The 17,278-nt window shown below is 71.5% G+C and carries 18 protein-coding genes; 6 read left to right on the top strand and 12 right to left on the bottom strand.

The features are described from left to right. Nucleotides 1-127: 127 nt before the first annotated feature. Nucleotides 128-220, bottom strand: a complete 93-nt coding sequence (locus LV457_RS20275; protein WP_374198786.1) for an Ms4533A family Cys-rich leader peptide — start codon at nucleotides 218-220, stop codon at nucleotides 128-130. A 130-nt stretch (nucleotides 221-350) separates the two neighbouring features. Then, on the bottom strand, nucleotides 351-545 hold the full coding sequence (locus tag LV457_RS09455; protein WP_232170539.1) for a hypothetical protein: 195 nt from the start codon (nucleotides 543-545) through the stop codon (nucleotides 351-353). A gap of 81 nt (nucleotides 546-626) precedes the next feature. Between LV457_RS09455 and LV457_RS09450 the strand changes: the two genes are divergently transcribed. Together LV457_RS09450 and LV457_RS09445 are read left to right on the top strand one after the other, a co-directional pair. Next, nucleotides 627-2,627 (top strand): glycoside hydrolase family 15 protein, encoded by a 2,001-nt coding sequence (locus tag LV457_RS09450; RefSeq protein WP_232170538.1) that lies wholly within the window; start codon nucleotides 627-629, stop codon nucleotides 2,625-2,627. A 37-nt stretch (nucleotides 2,628-2,664) separates the two neighbouring features. Continuing rightward, nucleotides 2,665-3,237 (top strand): TetR/AcrR family transcriptional regulator, encoded by a 573-nt coding sequence (locus tag LV457_RS09445; protein ID WP_232170537.1) that lies wholly within the window; start codon nucleotides 2,665-2,667, stop codon nucleotides 3,235-3,237. Here LV457_RS09445 and LV457_RS09440 read toward each other — a convergent pair. Then, nucleotides 3,206-4,198, bottom strand: coding sequence for an isopenicillin N synthase family oxygenase (locus LV457_RS09440; protein ID WP_232170536.1), 993 nt, complete (start codon nucleotides 4,196-4,198; stop codon nucleotides 3,206-3,208). The genes LV457_RS09445 and LV457_RS09440 overlap by 32 nt on opposite strands. A gap of 98 nt (nucleotides 4,199-4,296) precedes the next feature. Between LV457_RS09440 and LV457_RS09435 the strand changes: the two genes are divergently transcribed. Beyond that, complete coding sequence (locus LV457_RS09435) at nucleotides 4,297-4,557, top strand: ANTAR domain-containing protein (RefSeq protein WP_232170535.1); 261 nt, start codon at nucleotides 4,297-4,299, stop codon at nucleotides 4,555-4,557. On the opposite strand, the gene lepA is transcribed toward LV457_RS09435, so the two are convergent. Continuing rightward, on the bottom strand, nucleotides 4,554-6,404 hold the full coding sequence (lepA, locus tag LV457_RS09430; protein WP_232170932.1) for a translation elongation factor 4: 1,851 nt from the start codon (nucleotides 6,402-6,404) through the stop codon (nucleotides 4,554-4,556). The genes LV457_RS09435 and lepA overlap by 4 nt on opposite strands. A gap of 52 nt (nucleotides 6,405-6,456) precedes the next feature. On the opposite strand from lepA, the gene LV457_RS09425 reads away from it, so the two are divergent. Beyond that, nucleotides 6,457-7,107 carry a type II toxin-antitoxin system PemK/MazF family toxin gene (locus LV457_RS09425; protein WP_232170929.1) on the top strand — a complete coding sequence of 217 codons (651 nt, stop codon included), beginning with the start codon at nucleotides 6,457-6,459 and terminating at the stop codon, nucleotides 7,105-7,107. A gap of 81 nt (nucleotides 7,108-7,188) precedes the next feature. On the opposite strand, the gene LV457_RS09420 is transcribed toward LV457_RS09425, so the two are convergent. From LV457_RS09420 to LV457_RS09405, 4 genes are read right to left on the bottom strand one after another with little or no spacing between them, the layout of a single operon-like run. Beyond that, nucleotides 7,189-7,803, bottom strand: coding sequence for a GNAT family N-acetyltransferase (locus LV457_RS09420; protein WP_232170534.1), 615 nt, complete (start codon nucleotides 7,801-7,803; stop codon nucleotides 7,189-7,191). Between the two features lie 53 nt (nucleotides 7,804-7,856). Next, nucleotides 7,857-8,696, bottom strand: coding sequence for a transglutaminase family protein (locus tag LV457_RS09415; RefSeq protein ID WP_232170533.1), 840 nt, complete (start codon nucleotides 8,694-8,696; stop codon nucleotides 7,857-7,859). Between the two features lie 19 nt (nucleotides 8,697-8,715). Then, the gene (locus tag LV457_RS09410) at nucleotides 8,716-9,690 is read right to left on the bottom strand and encodes an alpha-E domain-containing protein (protein WP_232170532.1); all 975 of its coding nucleotides are present in this window, start codon (nucleotides 9,688-9,690) and stop codon (nucleotides 8,716-8,718) included. Then, entirely contained in the window at nucleotides 9,677-11,350 is a 1,674-nt protein-coding gene (locus LV457_RS09405) for a circularly permuted type 2 ATP-grasp protein (RefSeq protein WP_374198785.1), read from the bottom strand. The genes LV457_RS09410 and LV457_RS09405 overlap by 14 nt, the downstream gene beginning before the upstream one ends. 146 nt (nucleotides 11,351-11,496) lie before the next feature. On the opposite strand from LV457_RS09405, the gene rpsT reads away from it, so the two are divergent. Beyond that, nucleotides 11,497-11,757, top strand: a complete 261-nt coding sequence (gene rpsT / locus LV457_RS09400) for a 30S ribosomal protein S20 (RefSeq protein ID WP_232170531.1) — start codon at nucleotides 11,497-11,499, stop codon at nucleotides 11,755-11,757. Nucleotides 11,758-11,770: 13 nt separating this feature from the next. On the opposite strand, the gene holA is transcribed toward rpsT, so the two are convergent. The 3 genes from holA to LV457_RS09385 all read right to left on the bottom strand — a co-directional run bounded on the left by holA (nucleotide 11,771) and on the right by LV457_RS09385 (nucleotide 15,231). Next, nucleotides 11,771-12,715 carry a DNA polymerase III subunit delta gene (holA, locus tag LV457_RS09395; protein WP_232170923.1) on the bottom strand — a complete coding sequence of 315 codons (945 nt, stop codon included), beginning with the start codon at nucleotides 12,713-12,715 and terminating at the stop codon, nucleotides 11,771-11,773. A gap of 104 nt (nucleotides 12,716-12,819) precedes the next feature. Then, nucleotides 12,820-14,343 carry a ComEC/Rec2 family competence protein gene (locus LV457_RS09390; protein ID WP_232170919.1) on the bottom strand — a complete coding sequence of 508 codons (1,524 nt, stop codon included), beginning with the start codon at nucleotides 14,341-14,343 and terminating at the stop codon, nucleotides 12,820-12,822. A gap of 33 nt (nucleotides 14,344-14,376) precedes the next feature. Then, the gene (locus LV457_RS09385) at nucleotides 14,377-15,231 is read right to left on the bottom strand and encodes a ComEA family DNA-binding protein (RefSeq protein WP_232170530.1); all 855 of its coding nucleotides are present in this window, start codon (nucleotides 15,229-15,231) and stop codon (nucleotides 14,377-14,379) included. A 153-nt stretch (nucleotides 15,232-15,384) separates the two neighbouring features. Between LV457_RS09385 and LV457_RS09380 the strand changes: the two genes are divergently transcribed. Further along, complete coding sequence (locus tag LV457_RS09380) at nucleotides 15,385-16,437, top strand: dihydrodipicolinate reductase (RefSeq protein WP_232170529.1); 1,053 nt, start codon at nucleotides 15,385-15,387, stop codon at nucleotides 16,435-16,437. Here the strand turns inward: LV457_RS09380 and LV457_RS09375 are convergent. Beyond that, complete coding sequence (locus LV457_RS09375; protein WP_232170528.1) at nucleotides 16,412-17,275, bottom strand: DegV family protein; 864 nt, start codon at nucleotides 17,273-17,275, stop codon at nucleotides 16,412-16,414. The genes LV457_RS09380 and LV457_RS09375 overlap by 26 nt on opposite strands. Nucleotides 17,276-17,278 lie beyond the last annotated feature (3 nt).

Below are 17,278 nucleotides of genomic sequence, written 5' to 3'. Positions count from 1 at the left end.
GATCTGACCTTGTTACGCAATGTTGTGCCTTTCGGTGCGGGGGATCTCACGACGGAACCCGCCACCGGAAAGGCGCTCGTCAGCAAACAGCGAAAGGAGCCGACACCAAACCGCAGGCGGGGTTGGGTCAGCGACAACAGGAGACATCGGCGACAGCGCAGGCGCCCACGGCGATGAGCGCCAGGACATGGCACTCCGCGCTGGCGACCGCTGTTCGCATGGCGGGAAGCCTAACAGAACCGCTGACGCCCGCCACTCGAACCGTTTCTAGCGCGTGAGCAGCCACATCACGACGACGAGGACCAGTAATGCCACCAGCGCGAGAGTCACCAGCGACCGCGGCATCCGCGTCACGACGCGTCCTCTCCGCGGCCGCGGAACCGGCGCACCAGCGCGATGCCCTGCCCCAGACCGCCGTCGAGGACCACCGCCAGGATGTACGCCAGCACCAGCACGACCGGCATCACGATCACGGTCTGCAGGACGAATCCCAGCCCGGAGAGCCACAGCTCGACGCTGTCCCACCAGTTGAGGAAATCCGTCATCGCGTCCACCCTAGCCCCGGCAGCTAACACAGCGGTCACTTGAGTAGACGACGGGGTCGCTCGGAGCCGATGATGTTGCGCATGGTGTTGCACAGCGAGCCCGCATCCGCGGCAGCCTCAGCCGGCGACGCGGTGTCGTTTCCGCTTTCCGATCCGGTGACCGCCACCGGCGGGCCGCTGCGCAACCCGTTTCCGCCGATCGCCGACTACGCCTTTCTGTCGGACTGCGAAACCACCTGCCTGATCTCCTCGGCCGGGTCCATCGAGTGGCTGTGTGTGCCCCGACCGGATTCGCCCAGCGTGTTCGGCGCCATCCTCGACCGCGGCGCCGGCCACTTCCGGCTCGGGCCCTACGGCGTCTCGGTGCCGGCCGCCCGCCGCTACCTGCCGGGCAGCCTGATCCTGGAGACCACCTGGCAGACCCACACCGGTTGGTTGATCGTGCGCGACGCCCTGGTCATGGGCCCGTGGCACGACTTGGAGGTCCGGTCGCGCACGCACCGCCGGACGCCGATGGACTGGGACGCCGAGCACATCCTGCTGCGCACCGTGCGATGTGTGAGCGGCACGGTCGAGTTGATGCTCAACTGTGAACCGTCCTTCGACTACCACCGGGTGAGCGCCACCTGGGAGTACTCCTCGAACGCCTACGGCGAGGCCATCGCCCGCGCGCACAAGAATCCTGACGCCCATCCCACCCTGCGGCTCACCACCAACCTGCGGCTGGGACTGGAGGGGCACGAGGCGCGCGCCCGCACCCGGCTCAAGGAGGGCGACAACGTCTTCGTCGCGCTGTCGTGGTCGAAGCATCCCGCGCCGCAGACCTACGAGGAAGCCGCCGACAAGATGTGGCAGACGTCCGAGGCGTGGCGGCAGTGGATCAACATCGGCGAATTCCCCGACCATCCGTGGCGGGCATACCTGCAGCGCAGCGCACTGACCCTCAAAGGGCTGACCTACTCGCCGACCGGGGCGCTGCTGGCCGCCAGCACGACGTCGCTGCCCGAGACACCCCACGGCGAACGCAACTGGGACTACCGCTACGCCTGGGTGCGGGACTCCACGTTCGCCCTCTGGGGCCTCTACACCCTCGGGTTGGACCGCGAGGCCGACGACTTCTTCTCCTTCATCGCCGACGTGTCGGGCGCCAACAACGGCGAGCGGCACCCGCTGCAGGTGATGTACGGCGTCGGCGGCGAACGCAGCCTCGTCGAGGAGGAACTGCACCACCTGTCGGGCTACGACAATGCCCGGCCGGTGCGGATCGGCAACGGCGCCTACAACCAGATGCAGCACGACATCTGGGGCACCATGCTCGACTCGGTGTACCTGCACGCCCGGTCGCGCGAGCAGGTGCCGCCCACGCTGTGGCCGGTGCTGAAGAACCAGGTCGAAGAGGCGATCAAGCACTGGCGGGAACCCGACCGTGGCATCTGGGAGGTGCGCGGCGAACCACAGCACTTCACGTCCAGCAAGGTGATGTGCTGGGTGGCGCTCGACCGCGGCTCGAAGCTGGCCGAGCTGCAGGGTGAGCGCAGCTACGCCCAGCAGTGGCGCACCATCGCCGACGAGATCAAGGCCGACATCCTGAGCCACGGCGTCGACGACCGCGGCGTGCTCACCCAGCGCTACGGCTCCGACGCGCTGGACGCCTCGCTGCTGCTGGTGCCGCTGGTCCGCTTCCTGCCGCCCGACCACCCCGTGGTCCGCAACACCGTCCTGGCGATCGCCGACGAGCTCACCGAGGAGGGCCTGGTGCTGCGGTACCGGGTCGAGGAGACCGACGACGGGCTCACCGGCGAGGAGGGCACGTTCACGATCTGCTCGTTCTGGCTGGTGTCCGCGCTGGTCGAGATCGGCGAGGTGAGCCGCGCCCGGCACCTGTGCGAGCGGCTGCTGTCGTTCGCCAGCCCGCTGCACCTGTACGCGGAGGAGATCGAGCCGCGCACGGGCCGCCACCTGGGCAACTTCCCGCAGGCGTTCACGCATCTGGCGCTGATCAACGCGGTCGTGCACGTGATCCGCGCCGAAGGCGAAGCCGACAGTTCGGGCGTCTTCCAGCCCGCGAACGCCCCCTACTGAGCGGTTGACTCCCGGCGCGCCGGGGTACGGCACCACCGTGACCTCGCCGCGCACCAGCAACACCCGCGACCGGCTGCTGGCTGCGGCCGAGGACGCGTTCGGCGCCGAGGGGGTCGGCGCGTCGCTGGCGCACATCGCGAAGGCCGCCGGCGTCGGGGTCCGCACGCTGCAGAGCCACTTCCCCACCCGCGACGACCTGATCGCAGCGCTGGTGGTCGCCCGGCTCGACGCCGTCGTCACCCGCGGCCGCGAGTTGGCGGGCGGCCCGCCGCGCGCCGGGCTGATCGAGTGGCTCGGGGTGTTCGTCAGCGGCGCCTCGGCCTACCGGGGGCTGCCCGAGTCGGTGATCCGCACGCTCGACGAGCCCGGGTCGCCGCTCTACCCGGCGTGCCGGTCGGTGCTGGACACCTGCCGCGAGCTGCTGGGCGACGCGCAGCGGGCGGGTGCGGTGCGGGCCGACATCGACGCCACCGACCTGTTGACGCTGGCCGCCGGGGTGGCGGCGACGACGACGCAGCGCGGCGAGCACGCGCAGCGGCTGCTCGGCGTGGTGGTCGACGGCATCACGATCGGGCCGGTCAGTACGCCGGCGGCCGCGTCGCCGGCCTGATGCCGTGGTGGCGCTCGGCGACGTCCGGATGCGCCCGCGTGCGTGACTTCCACGCGTTCTCGCCGTAGGTGGCGAAGATCGGATTGGCCGGATCGGTCTCGACGCCCCGCGCCGCGGCGGCCAGCTCAGGCGGCAGCGGGATCAGCGGAACGGTCGCGTCGAGCGCGGGGTTGAGGAAGAACGGGATCGACACCCGGTCGCGGCCCGGCGGCGGCGCCAGCACCCGGTGTCGGGTCGCCCGCAGGTAGCCGCCCGTGGCGACCTCCAGCAGTTCGCCGATGTTGACGATGAACGCGTCCCGCCGCGCCGGCACGTCGATCCACTGCCCGCACGGCGACTCGACCTGCAGGCCCTCGGAGTCCGGCTCGACCAGCAACAGCGTCAGCACCCCGGAGTCCTTGTGCGCGCCCACGCCCTGGCGGGTGTCCGCGCTGCCCGGGTAGCGCACCACCTTGATCAGCGTCGCGGGGGCGTGGGCGAAGGCGTCGTCGAAGATGCCGGCGGGAGCGCCCAGCGACGCCGCCCAGTGCCGCAGCAGCCGCAGCCCGACCGCCGACAGCGCCGCGTCCCACCGCTCGAAGGCGGCGCGGAACCCGGCCGGCCGGCTCGGCCACAGGTTCGGGCCCTGCAGCCGCCAGAATCCCTCGGCGCCGGGGATGACGGGCCGCTCCGGTCCGATGTCGATCTGCTCGCGCCAGTCCACCTCGCCGTTGGTGAGCTCGCCGCCCAGCCGCGAGTAGCCCCGGAATTGCGGGCTGCGCAACTGGCTGATCTGGTCCTTCACCGCGGGCGGCAGCGCGAAGAACTGCCGGGCGAGCGTCAGGACCTCGGCGAGCAAACCCCCGTCGACGCCGTGGCCGACGAGGTAGAAGAAGCCGACGTCGTGCGCCGCCTCCCGCAGCCGGGCTCGGAAACCCGGCGGATCGTCGTCGGCCCCGGCGAGGTCGAGTTCGACGAGCATGTCGCCATTGTGTCGGTCCGGTCGCGGCCGGTCACGAGTGCGCATCAGCGTGAGCCGATATCTGGCGTCGGCGCGCGTCGCGGTCCGACCATGGCGCCATGATCTTCAGCACGCAGCAGCCCATCGGCTCCCGGCGGGTGATCGACATCGCCGTCGGCATCCTCATCGGCCGGCGCGGCTGCACGCCGCAGCAGGCGTTCGAGGAGATCGCGGGGGCCGTCCGCACCACCGGCAGCAGCCTCGGCCAGGTGACCGCGGCGCTCGTCGCCTACGCCTCCGACGCCTCCGACGGCGGCGACATCGCCCGGCTGTGGGCCGACCGGCTCGAAGCGCCGGCAGCATTGCGCCCGGTCGGCTAACCCTTCTTCGGCTTGTCACCCGCGGCGTCGGTGGACAACGCGGCGACGAAGGCCTCCTGCGGCACGTCGACCCGGCCGATGGTCTTCATGCGCTTCTTGCCCTCCTTTTGTTTTTCCAGCAGCTTGCGCTTACGGGTGATGTCGCCGCCGTAGCACTTGGACAACACGTCCTTGCGGATGGCGCGGATGTTCTCGCGGGCGATGATTTTCGACCCGATCGCCGCCTGCACCGGCACCTCGAACTGCTGGCGCGGGATCAGCTCCTTGAGCTTCGTCGTCATCTTGTTGCCGTAGGTCGCCGCGGCGTCCTTGTGGACGATCGCGCTGAACGCGTCGACGGGCTCGCCCTGCAGCAGGATGTCCACCTTCACCAGCGACGCCTCCTGCTCGCCGGCCTCCTCGTAGTCGAGGCTGGCATAACCGCGGGTGCGCGACTTCAGCGAATCGAAGAAGTCGAAGATGATCTCGCCGAGCGGCATCAGATAGCGCAGCTCCACCCGCTCCGGCGACAGGTAGTCCATGCCCTGCAGCTCGCCGCGGCGCGACTGGCACAGCTCCATGATGGTGCCGATGAACTCGCTCGGCGCGATCACCGTCGTCTTCACCACCGGCTCGTACACCTCGCGGACCTTGCCGTCGGGCCAGTCCGACGGATTGGTGACCACCAGCTCGGTCCCGTCGTCCTTGATCACCCGGTACACGACGTTGGGCGCCGTCGAGATCAGGTCGAGGTTGAACTCCCGCTCCAGCCGCTCCCGGGTGATCTCCATGTGCAACAACCCGAGGAAGCCGCAGCGGTAGCCGAAGCCGAGCGCCACCGAGGTCTCCGGCTCGTAGGTCAGCGCCGCGTCGTTGAGCCGCAGCTTGTCCAGCGCGTCCCGCAGCACCGGATAGTGCGAACCGTCCACCGGATACAGCCCCGAGTACACCATCGGCTTCGGCTCCCGGTAGCCGGTGAGCGCGTCGGCCGCGCCGTGGCGGGCCGTGGTGACGGTGTCGCCGACCTTCGACTGCCGGACGTCCTTCACCCCGGTGATCAGGTAGCCGACCTCCCCCACCCCCAGGCCGCCGCTCGGTTTCGGCTCCGGGGAGACGATGCCGACCTCGAGCAGTTCGTGGGTGGCGCCGGTCGACATCATCTTGATGCGCTCGCGGGGCATCACCTTGCCGTCGACGACCCGGACGTAGGTCACCACGCCGCGGTAGATGTCGTAGACCGAGTCGAAGATCATCGCCCGCGTCGGCGCGTCGGCGTCGCCGGTGGGCGCCGGCACCTGCCGCACCACCTCGTCCAGCAGCTGCGCCACGCCCTCGCCCGTCTTGCCCGACACCCGCAGCACGTCCGACGGCTCGCAACCGATGATATGGGCCAGCTCCCCGGCGTAGCGGTCCGGGTCGGCGGCGGGCAGGTCGATCTTGTTGAGCACCGGGATGATCGTCAGCTCGCGGTCGAGCGCCAGGTACAGGTTCGCCAGCGTCTGCGCCTCGATGCCTTGGGCGGCGTCGACCAGCAGCACCGCGCCCTCGCACGCCTCGAGCGCCCGCGACACCTCGTAGGTGAAGTCGACGTGCCCCGGCGTGTCGATCAGGTGCAGCACGAACTGTTCGCCGTTGACCTCCCACGGCAGCCGCACGTTCTGCGCCTTGATCGTGATGCCGCGTTCCCGCTCGATGTCCATGCGGTCGAGGTACTGCGCCCGCATGTCGCGTTCGGCGACCACGCCGGTGAGCTGCAGCATTCGGTCCGCCAGCGTCGACTTGCCGTGGTCGATGTGAGCGATGATGCAGAAGTTCCGAATCTGCGCCGGCGCGGTGAACGTCTGGTCGGCGAAACTGCTGATGGGGATCTCCTACGGGCGCGACGGCGGCGGTGGCTCAAGGGTATCGAGCGTCGAGCGCATGCTCACAATCGCCGAGGCGCCCGAGCCGACCCGTAAACTTTCACGCGTGGCGTCGCAATGGAAATCATTGCAGCGGCGACTGGGCAAGGCTGCCGAGCAGCTCGTGCGCAACGAAGGCCCGAAGCTGATCCGCCAGCTGCAGAACTCACCGACCGTGCAACGGACCCTCCAGCAGGGCGTGCAGCGGGGCGTCGACGCGCTGCTGTCGACCCAGCGGCCGCCGCAGCGGGAGATCGCGGCGGGTCGGCCCGTCACCCGCAGCAGCGTGCCGAGCGCCCAGCGCGCCCGCAAGGTGGTGTACGCGCCGGACCTCGACGGCCGGGCCGATCCCGGGGAGATCGTCTGGACCTGGGTGGCCTATGAGGACGACCCGTCGCAGGGCAAGGACCGGCCCGTACTGGTCGTCGGCCGGGACCGCCGCGTGCTGCTCGGGCTGATGCTGTCGAGCCGGGAATACCACGACGGCGACCAGCACTGGGTGGGCATCGGCCGCGGCGCGTGGGACGCCGAGGGCCGTGAGAGCTGGGTGCGGCTCGACCGCGTGCTCGACGTCCCCGAGGAGGGGATCCGCCGCGAGGGCGCGGTGCTCGACCGCACCCGCTTCGAGGTCATCGCGACCCGGCTGCGCGCCGACTACTCCTGGAGCTGACACCGCGCCCCTACCCCGCCGAAACCGACGCCTGGGCGCGGAAATACGAGTAGATCGCGGCATTTCGTCGATCTCGGCGGGCTAACCCGTCCGCGGCTGCCGCCACATCGCCCACAGCAGCGGCCCGTCCTCCGGCAGCGCGATCTCCCGCGTCACCGTGAAACCGAACCGCTCGTAGTACGGCACGTTGTCGGGCTTGCTCGACTCCAGATAGGCCGGTGCGCCCTCGGCGTCGCAGCGGTCCAGCCGCGACCGCATGAGCGCCTGCCCGTAGCCGCCGCCGCGCACCGTCGGGTCGCTGCCGATCACCCCGAGGTACCAGTGCGGCTCCTCGGGGTGCACCTTCTTCGTCGTCTCGGTCAGCAGCTGCCCGCGGCGGACGCGGCTGCGCATCGCGAACAGGAACGTCGGCAACATGCGCAGCCCCTGCCAGTCGGTCTGCTGCCACTTATTCGGCGGGTCCCACAGCGCCGCAGCCCCGATGCCCGCGGGTCCGGACGCCACCTCCACGCCGCCGTTGCCCAGGTAGTGGTGTCGCGTCATCGTCGCGAAGACCCGCGGCAACCGGGCGGCGCGCGCCCGGTCGTCGGGCATCATCCACCGCATCACCGGGTCGTCGAAAAAGGCGCGTCCCAGCACCTGCGACAGCGCCCGCAGGTCGGCCCGCGCCGCCGGGCGCACCGCGATCTCAGCCATCCGTACACCCTGGCACGTCACCCGGGTGTTCGTCAGGCACCCGGCGCCGCGGACTATGCGAGCCGGGTGATCTCCACGACCACGTCGAGATCGGTGGACCCGCCGCCGGAGTAGATGCCCTTCAGCGGCGACACGTCGGCGTAGTCGCGGCCGACGCCCACGCTGACGTATTGCTCGTTGATCCCCTTGTCGTTCGTGGGGTCGTAGTTCCACCAACCGCCGGTCCAGGCCTGCACCCAGGCGTGGCTCTGGCCCTCCACCGTGTCTCCGATCACCGCGTCGACCGCGGGGTGCAGGTAACCCGACACGTAGCGGGCGGGAATCCCCATGCTGCGCAACAGGATCAGCGACAGATGCGCGAAATCCTGGCAGACGCCCTTGCCTTCGCGGTGCGCGTCGAGTCCCGACGAGTGGACGCCGGTGGTGCCGGGCACGTAGTCGAGTTCGCTGCGCACCCACTTCGCGGCGGCGATCACGGCTTGCGCCGGGTCGCACTCCTTGGCGATCCGCCGGCCCACCGCCTGGATCCGCCGGCTGTGCGGGGTGTACCGCGTGGGGGTCAGCACCTCGTCGAACCGGTCGATGATCGTGGCGCTGCGCAACTCGTCCCAGCCGACGTGCTGCTCGGGCGCTTCGGCGACGTCGGTCTCCACCACCGACGACGCGGTGACCGCGAGCTCCTGGTGCGGAGCGTGCAGATCGAACGCCGTCACCGCCGTGCCCCAGTAGTCGATGTAGCGGTACGACCGCGTCGCCGGCACCGTCTCCACCCGGGAGAGGATCACGTTCTGCCGGTTGTCGCTGCGCGGTGTCAGCCGGGCCTCGTTGTACGACGCCGTGGCGGGCGCCTTGTAGGCGTAGCCGGTCTCGTGGATCACCCGCAAGCGCCACATCGGCGTCTCCTCATCCGACTCAGATCTCCCCGGTTTCGATCACCAGCTCCGCGCTGCGGCTGGCGTCGGTCCACGCCACCCACGGCGCGGCGTGAAAATACTGCAGCGCCACCGCCTCGCCGAAGTCCCGGCACATCTTCTGCAGGCCCGCCAGCCGTTCCTCCAGCGTCTCCAGCAGCACCCCGGGCCGCACGAACTCCAGCTCACTGCGGGCGCGGCCCAGCAGCCGCTGCGCCTCGGCGTTGGCCCCCACCCGGCTGTTCGGCCGATGGTCGAGCTCGTCGAGCTGATGCTCGGCCAGCCGCAGCGAGTAGAACACCGACCGCGGGAACAGCCGGTCCAGCAGCATGAACTCGACGACGCGGTTGGCGTCCAGCGCACCGCGGTAGGTCCGCAGGTAGGTGTCGTGCGCGCCGGCGGACCGCAGCACCGTCACCCACGCCGGTGACGAGGCGCTGTCCCCCACCCGCGACAACAGCAGCCGCACCGTCATGTCCACCCGTTCGATCGCGCGGCCGAGCACCATGAACCGGTAGCCGTCGTCGCGGCTCAGCGTCGAGTCGGCCAGGCCGGCGAACATCGCGGCCCGGCCCTCGACGAAGGAGAAGAACTCGTGCGGCCCCAGCCGTCGCGCCGCCCGCTCGCGTTCCGGCAGCGCGTTGTAGGTCGTGTTAAGGCACTCCCACATCTCCGACGAGGTGACCTCGCGCGCCGAGCGGGCGTTCTCCCGCGCGGCGGAGATCGAGTCGACGATGGAGTTGCCGCCGCTCTCGCGGCTGAACGCGACGAGGTCGGTGAGCGACCAGACGTCGAGCCGGTGCTCGGGCGGCTGAATGCCGAGCACCTGCAGCAGCACCCGCGACGTGTGGTCGGGGTCGACGCTGGAGTCCTCCAGCAGCTGATGCACGGTGACGTCGAGGATGCGTGCGGTGTCGTCGGCACGCTCGACGTAGCGTCCGATCCAGTACAGCGACTCGGCGTTACGGGCGAGCATCGGCGACGCCTCCCTGCTGCTGTTGCTGTTGCTGCTGTTGGGATGCCGAGAGCTCGGGGCCCTTGTCGACCGGGTGCTGGGCGTCGGCCTTGGGCAGCGACCGCACGATCTCCGCGGCGCCGAGCTCCCGGGCGGCCACCGAGGACCGCGGCGCCAGCACCCAGGTGTCCTTCGAGCCGCCGCCCTGGCTGGAGTTGACGACCAGCGAACCCTCGTTGAGCGCCACCCGCGTCAGCCCGCCGGGCAGCACCCACACGTCGTTGCCGTCGTTGACCGCGAACGGCCGCAGGTCGACGTGGCGCGGGGCGAGCCGGTCACCGACCTGCGTCGGCACGGTCGACAGCTGCACGACGGGCTGGGCGATCCAGCCGCGCGGATCGTTGCGGATCTTCTTCGCGGTGGCCGCGAGCTCCTTCTCCGACGCGTCGGGCCCGAACACGATGCCGTAGCCGCCCGACCCCTCCACCGGCTTGACCACCAGCTCGGCGATCCGGTCGAGCACCTCTTCGCGCTCGTCGTCGAGCCAGCAGCGCAGCGTGTCGACGTTGGCCAGCAGCGGCTTCTCGCCGAGGTAGTACTCGATGATGGTCGGCACGTAGGTGTAAACGAGCTTGTCATCGCCGACGCCGTTGCCCACGGCGCTGGCGATGACGACGTTGCCGGCGCGGGCGGCGTTGAGCAGGCCCGCCACCCCCAGCACCGAGTCCGGCCGGAACTGCATCGGGTCGAGGAACGCGTCGTCGATGCGCCGGTAGATGACGTCGACCTGCCGTTCCCCTTCGGTGGTGCGCATGTAGACGGTGTTGTCACGACAGAACAGGTCGCGGCCCTCCACCAGCTCGACGCCCATCTGCCGCGCCAGCAGCGAATGCTCGAAATAGGCCGAGTTGAACGGCCCCGGCGTCAGCACGACGACCGTCGGATCGGCTTCGTTGGTGGCCGCGGCGTTGCGCAGCGCGCGCAGCAGGTGCGACGAGTAGTCGCCGACCGCCCGCACCCGGTGGGTGGCGAACAGGTTCGGGAACACCCGCGCCATCGTGCGGCGGTTCTCCATGACATAGGACACGCCCGACGGCGAGCGCAGGTTGTCCTCGAGCACCCGGAACACGCCCTGGGCGTCGCGGATCAGGTCGATGCCGGCGACGTGGATGCGCACCCCGTTCGGCGGGTTGATGCCGTAGGCCTCGCGGTGAAAGTGCTCACACGACGTGATCAGCCGGCGCGGGATCACCTCGTCGCGCAGGATCTGCTGCTCGCCGTAGATGTCGTCGAGGTACAGCTCCAACGCCCGCACCCGCTGCGTGATGCCGCGTTCCAGCCGCGTCCACTCGGCCGCCGAGATCACCCGCGGCACCAGGTCCAGCGGGAACGGCCGCTCCTGACCTGAGAGCGAGAAGGTGACGCCTTGGTTGATGAACGCCCGGCCCAGTGCTTCGGCCCGAGCGGCGAGCTCCGAGGCGTCCGACGGCGCCAACTCGGCGAAAATGCCCTTGTAGGGTCCGCGGACGTTGCCCTGCGCGTCGAACATCTCGTCGAAGGCGCGCGCATAGGAGCCCGGCTGCTCGTAACCGGAGAAGATCCGCTCGAACGTACGGGCACCGTCGGTGCGGAATCGGCGACCGGTTTGCGGGCTCGCGGTTCTCAGGCTCACCGGGCTCATGCTGCCTGACGACCCGTGCTTCGGCAGTCCAGCGCCGCCGCTTTGGGCGTTGACCCTCGTCACTGGTAGCCTGGGCCACTGCCGCCCGTTGACCGGGCCCCATTTCTTGCCGTCATTTCAGCAGTCGATTTCGAAGGAACTCACGCGTGGCCAACATCAAGTCGCAGGAGAAGCGCAACCGCACCAACGAGCGCCGTCGGCTGCGCAACAAGTCGGTGAAGTCGTCGCTGCACACCGCGACGCGCAAGTTCCGCGAGGCGGCCGCCGCCGGTGACAAGGCCGTCGCCGAGGAGCTTCTCACCGCGACCTGCCGCCAGCTCGACAAGGCCGCCAGCAAGGGCGTCATCCACAAGAACCAGGCCGCCAACCGCAAGTCCGCGCTGACGCTGGCGTTCAACAAGCTCTGATCGCCGGGCGGGCCTACCGGTCAGCGGCCAGCTCCGCGACGCGGCGCACCGCGGTTTCCAGCGCGTAGTCGGCGCTCGCCGCGGCGCCCTTGACGTCGGCGTTGAGCGACGCGACCACCCGCACCGCCTCCGCCACCGAGTGGCGCGACCAGCGGCGGGCCTGCTTCTGCACCTTCTCCACCCGCCACGGCGGCATGCCCACCTCGCCGGCGAGTTGCTGCGCGCTGCCCGACAGCGGCCCGATGCGCGCGATCGCATGGACCGCTTCGGCCAGTGCGTCGGCCAGCACCACCTGCGGCTCACCGCCCACCATCGCCCAGCGCAGCGCCTCCGCGGCGCCCGCGACGTCCCCGGCGACCGCCTTGTCGGCGATGTCGAAGCCGCGGACCTCCGCTTTCCCGCTGTGGTAGCGCCGGACGGCGGCGACGTCGACGTGGCCGGCCGTGTCGGCGACCAGCTGCGAGCACGCCGCCGCCAGCTCCCGCAGGTCGAATCCGACGGCGTCGATCAGCGCCGTCACCGCGTCGGCATCCACCTTCACCTTGAGCGCCGCGAACTCGGCGCGCACGAAGTCGACCCGCTCGCGATGCCGGGTGATGCGCTTGCACGGGTGCTCCTGCGCGCCGATGGTCCGCAGCTGCCCGGCCAGCGCCTTGGCCCGCCCGCCACCGGAATGCACGACGACGAGCGTGGTGCCCGCGGGCAGGGCCGCAGCCGTATCGGCGACGAGCGCGGCAGCATCCTTTCCCGCCTCGTCCGCGGAATCGAGGACCACCACGCGCTCGTCGGCGAACAGCGACGGGCTGAGCAGCTCCGCCAGCTCGCCGGTGCCGACGTCTCCCGCCCGGCACCGGTCGACCGGTACCTCGGGCGTGCCCGCGCGTCGCCGCACCTCCTGCAACACCGCCGCGACCGCGCGCTCGACGAGGAGTTCCTCGTCCCCCAACACCAGGTGCAGTCCGGGCGCATTCACGCCTCGATGGTGCCACGCAGCGGTGACAACCCCGCACGCCGTCAGCCCAGCGCGCCGTCAGCCCAGCGCGTTGTCAGCTCAGGGCGCCGTCAGCGCAGGGCGCCGGCCACCGTCCACGCCGCGACGGTGAGTGTGACCCCCGCCGCCGGCCACCACAGCCACCGCGCCCGCCGCCAACGGACCACCGCCAGCGCGGCCGCGCCCAGCACCGCCGCCAGCGCCGCGCCGGCGAACCCGTGCGGCAGCGTCACCGCGGCGCCCGGCACGGCGGCCGCGGCGTCGGTCACGCCCAGCAGCCACCACAGCGCCGGGCCCGCGAACCGGATGAGCAACTCGGCGCCGAAGGGCCAGCCGGCGGCCAGCGTCGCGGCAGCGGTGCCGACCACCGTGATCACCGGGATCACCGGCGCCACCGCCACATTCGCCGCCACGGCCACCACGCTGAACTGTCCCGAGATGGCGGCGACCAGCGGCGCAGTGACCAGTTGCGCCGCCAGCGCCACGCTCAGCGCGTCGGCCACCGGTTTCGGCCACCCACGTGCCACCCACCGCGCCGACCACCTCGGGGCGAGGAGGATGAGCGCCGCGGTCGCCACGACCGATAACGCGAACCCGACGTCGACAGCCAGTTCCGGCGCGACGATCAGCAGCATCAGTACGCTCGCCGCCAGCGCCGGCAGCGCCTGCCGCCGCCGGTGCGTCACGATCGCCAACAACGCGATGGCACCCATCAACGCCGCGCGCAGCACCGAGGGCGACGGCTGCACGACGGTGACGAACGCCACCAGCGCCAACGCCGCGAGCCCCGCCGCCAGCCGCGGCCCGAGCGCTCCCGCCGCCAGCAGCACCGCGCCGCACACGATCGTCACGTTGGCACCCGAGACCGCCGTCAGATGCGTCAGGCCCGCGGTCCGGAACGCGGCCGTCGTGGTCGGCGGCACAGCCGTGGTGTCGCCGAGCACGAGCGCCGGGAGCAGCGCGGCCTGGTCGGCGGGTAGAACGGCGCGCGCCGCCGCCGCGGTGTCGGCGCGGACCCGCTGCGCGACCCGCTGGTGCCACGCCGCGGTCCCCAGCACCGGCTTGCCGCGCGCGGTCAGCGCCGCGACCGTCAGATCACGCCGCTGCGGCCGCCCGATGCTCGCACGAAACCGGGCCGGGCGCCCGGCGGTCAGCTCGACGAACCCGCGTGCTGGCGCGAAGACAATCACCCGGCCGGCGAGTTCACGACCCTCGGCGGCGACCAGCGTTGCCCGAAACATCACCCGTGCGCCGCCGGCGACCGGGCGCGGCGACTCCACCGCGGTGACCACGACCTCCGCGGTGGCACCGATCTCGCCGCGCAGGGGATGGGCCTCGACGGCCCGGACCCGCAGCGCGACGGCAAGGCCGAACCCGAGCCCGACGACCGCGGCCGCCGCGACCACCGCCGCCGCGGCGGCCGCCGCGCTGCCGGGCGGCGCCCGCCGGCGCGTGAGGACCGCCCCGGCGGCGGTGAGGACCGCCAGCACCACCGATGCCGGCCCGGCCCCCGGCGCCACGATGCCCGCGGCGGTGACCGCCCAGCCGGTGAGGGCCGCCGGCACCAGCCGGACGTCCAGGCCACCGGCGGACATCGGCGCATCGGGGTCAGGTCCGGCCGGCACCGCTCACACCCGCACGAGCTTGCGCAGCTTCTCCAGCCGTGCAGGTCCGATGCCGTCGACCTCACCGAGCTGGTCGACGCTGGTGAACCGACCGTGCTCCGCCCGCCACGCCACGATGGCCTGGGCGGTCACCGGGCCGACGCCCGGCAACTCGTCGAGCTGGTCGACCGTCGCCGCGTTGACGTCGATCGGTGCGCCGGCGGGCGCCCCGCCGGCAGGCGCTGCCGACGACGGATCCGGAGTCGTGGCGTGCGGATCCGCGGCGATCGAGCTGCCGAGGACCGGAGGCTGGCCCGGCGGCGGGGCGATGCCGACGATGATCTGCTCGCCGTCTGCGACCCGGCGCGCCATGTTCAGCCCGATGGTGTCTGCGCCGTCGAGCGTGCCGCCCGCGGCGGTGATCGCGTCGGCGATCCGGGCACCCGGCTCGAGCGTCACCAGACCCGGTTTGTGCACCAGGCCGACCACGCTGACCACCACCGGTGCGGTGGACACCGGCGCCGGTGGCGCGGCCGGAGCCGGTTGCCCGCCCGACCCCGGAGCTGACGAACCGACCGGCTGCACGGGCGGCAGCTTCGCGGCAACCACCGGCGCCGGCTGGTCGCGCACCAGCAGGAAGATGGTCACCAGCACCGCCAGTGCCGCCAGCCCGCCCAGCGCGACGGTGCCCGCCCGGCCCGGATCGGCCCGCAGGCGGGCCCACAGACCGGCGTTCTGACCGCCAGGATCGGCCGGAAGCCACCGCGAGAGGTCGGCCCCCGTGGTGTCTCCGGAATCGTCATCCGAGGCGGCGTCGTCGGCGTCGTCGGTGGGGTGCAGCCGGCGCTGCAGCCGCGCGGCGGGCGGTTCGGTGCGCATGGGCCGAACGCTAGGAGCGGCCTCCGACACCACGGCCGTCTCCGCCGGTGCCGCATCGCGAGCTGTGGAGGAACCTGCGGCTGGGGATCGATCGCGACCGCCGGCCACCGGCTCGGCGGTATACATGTCCGAACATCCGACGAGAGGACACCCATGACGAGCGCTGCACCGCTGCGCGTGATCCAGTGGACCACCGGCAACATCGGCCGGCGCTCGTTGCACGCGATCATCGGCCGACCCGACATGGAGCTGGTGGGGGTGTACGCCCACAGCCCGGACAAGGTCGGCGTGGACGCCGCGGCGCTGGCCGACTGGCCGAAGCCGACGGGCATCACCGCGACCGACGATGTCGGGCAGCTGCTGGCCCTCGGCGCCGACGCCTGCTGCTACAACCCGCTGTGGCCCGACGTCGACGAGCTGGTGGCGCTGCTGGCCGCCGGCGTCAACGTCTGCACCAGCGCCGCGTGGATCACCGGCGGCAAGCAGTCCGCGGCGGACCGCGAGCGCATCCGGACCGCCTGCGAGACCGGCCATTCGACGATCTTCGGCAGCGGCGCGCACCCGGGGATGACGAACGTGGTGGGGATGGTGCTCAGCGGCGCGTGCGAGCGTGTCGACGAGATCAGGATCACCGAATCCGTCGACTGCTCGACCTACGAGTCGGCGGGAACGCAGCGGGCGATGGGCTTCTCACAGGACCCCGACACCCCGGGCCTGGCCGAGAGCGTGCGCCGCGAGAGCGAGGTCTTCGCTGAGAGCGCTGCAATGATGGCCGACGCGATCGGCGCGGAGCTGGACCGCATGACGTTCGACGTGCAGTTCACCACGGCGACCGGCTCCACCGACCTCGGTTTCATGCAGATCCCGGCGGGCACCGTCGGCGGCGTCTACGGCTACCACCGCGGGTGGGTCGGCGACCGCAACGTCGTGAGCGTCGGGTTCAACTGGACCATGGGCGACCACGTCATCCCGCCCAAGCCGCTGGAGCACGGCCACGTCATCAGCGTGTTCGGTGTGCCGAACATGCGCACGGTGCTGCACTGCCTGCCCCCACGCGACTGGAACGAACCGGGCTTCATGGGGCTCGGGATGATCTACACCGCGATGCCGGTCACGAATGCGGTCCCCGCCGTGGTGGCCGCACCACCGGGCATCGTCACGCTGAAGGACCTGCCGCCGATCACCGGGCGGTCGTGGCCGCGCTAGCGTCATCCCCCAGGGCGACGATGACGCCCAGCGCGCCGGCACCGAGGTGCACCGCGAGCACCGGGCCCATGTCGGAGGTCGTCGCCGGCGCGCAGTGCGGCAGCCGCTGCTCCAGGGTCCCGGCGAGTGCCGCAGCCGCCGCCGGATCGGCGACATGGTGCACCGCCAGCTGCGCATCGCGCTCGCCGACCTCGTCGACCACGCGTTCCACCATCGCCGCAACGGATTTCGTGAGCGTGCGCACCCGCTGCACCAGCACCAACCGGCCGTCGGGATCGACCTGCAGCAGCGGCTTGATCGCCAGCGCCGAGCTCAACCACGTTGCCGCCGTGCCGATCCGGCCGCTGCGCCGCAGGTTGTCGAGCCGCGACACCACCACGAAGCCGCGTACCCGGGGGACGGCCCGCCGCGCGGCGTCCTCCACGCCGTCGAGGTCCGAGCCGTCTGCAGCGGACCGCGCTGCCGCCAGCGCCACGAAACCGACTCCCATGGCGGCGGACCGCGAGTTGACGACCCGCACCTTGGGGCCGAACCGGCGCGCCGCCTGCAGGCCCGCGCTGAAGGTGCTCGACAGCGCCGCCGAGATGTGCACCGCGACAACGCCGTCCCCGCCGCTGGCGGTCAGCGCGGCGTCGTAGGCGTCGGCGAGCTCGGTGGGCGTCGCGCCCGCGGTGGTGACATGACCGAAGTCGCAGATGTCGGGCGGGATCTCGTCGACGCCGTCGCTGAAGTCCGCGCCCTCGACCAGGACGTGCAACGGGACCTGCCGGATACCGTGTGCCGTCCGCGTTTCCGCGCACAACCGGGACGACGAATCGGTGACGACGACGACGGCCACCGC

This window comes from Mycobacterium sp. MYCO198283 (assembly GCF_021213805.1).
GTDB lineage: Bacteria > Actinomycetota > Actinomycetes > Mycobacteriales > Mycobacteriaceae > Mycobacterium.
Note: the sequence above shows the minus strand (reverse complement) of the source record. Positions and strands in the feature narration are given on the sequence as shown.

Coding starts and splice junctions, on each gene's coding strand:
- LV457_RS20275 (WP_374198786.1), bottom strand. CDS start 220: ATGCGAACAGCGGTCGCCAGCGCGGAGTGCCATGTCCTGGCGCTCATC.
- LV457_RS09455 (WP_232170539.1), bottom strand. CDS start 545: ATGACGGATTTCCTCAACTGGTGGGACAGCGTCGAGCTGTGGCTCTCC.
- LV457_RS09450 (WP_232170538.1), top strand. CDS start 627: ATGGTGTTGCACAGCGAGCCCGCATCCGCGGCAGCCTCAGCCGGCGAC.
- LV457_RS09440 (WP_232170536.1), bottom strand. CDS start 4,198: ATGCTCGTCGAACTCGACCTCGCCGGGGCCGACGACGATCCGCCGGGT.
- LV457_RS09435 (WP_232170535.1), top strand. CDS start 4,297: ATGATCTTCAGCACGCAGCAGCCCATCGGCTCCCGGCGGGTGATCGAC.
- LV457_RS09425 (WP_232170929.1), top strand. CDS start 6,457: ATGCTCACAATCGCCGAGGCGCCCGAGCCGACCCGTAAACTTTCACGC.
- LV457_RS09420 (WP_232170534.1), bottom strand. CDS start 7,803: ATGGCTGAGATCGCGGTGCGCCCGGCGGCGCGGGCCGACCTGCGGGCG.
- LV457_RS09415 (WP_232170533.1), bottom strand. CDS start 8,696: ATGTGGCGCTTGCGGGTGATCCACGAGACCGGCTACGCCTACAAGGCG.
- LV457_RS09410 (WP_232170532.1), bottom strand. CDS start 9,690: ATGCTCGCCCGTAACGCCGAGTCGCTGTACTGGATCGGACGCTACGTC.
- LV457_RS09405 (WP_374198785.1), bottom strand. CDS start 11,350: ATGAGCCCGGTGAGCCTGAGAACCGCGAGCCCGCAAACCGGTCGCCGA.
- LV457_RS09390 (WP_232170919.1), bottom strand. CDS start 14,343: ATGTCCGCCGGTGGCCTGGACGTCCGGCTGGTGCCGGCGGCCCTCACC.
- LV457_RS09385 (WP_232170530.1), bottom strand. CDS start 15,231: ATGCGCACCGAACCGCCCGCCGCGCGGCTGCAGCGCCGGCTGCACCCC.
- LV457_RS09380 (WP_232170529.1), top strand. CDS start 15,385: ATGACGAGCGCTGCACCGCTGCGCGTGATCCAGTGGACCACCGGCAAC.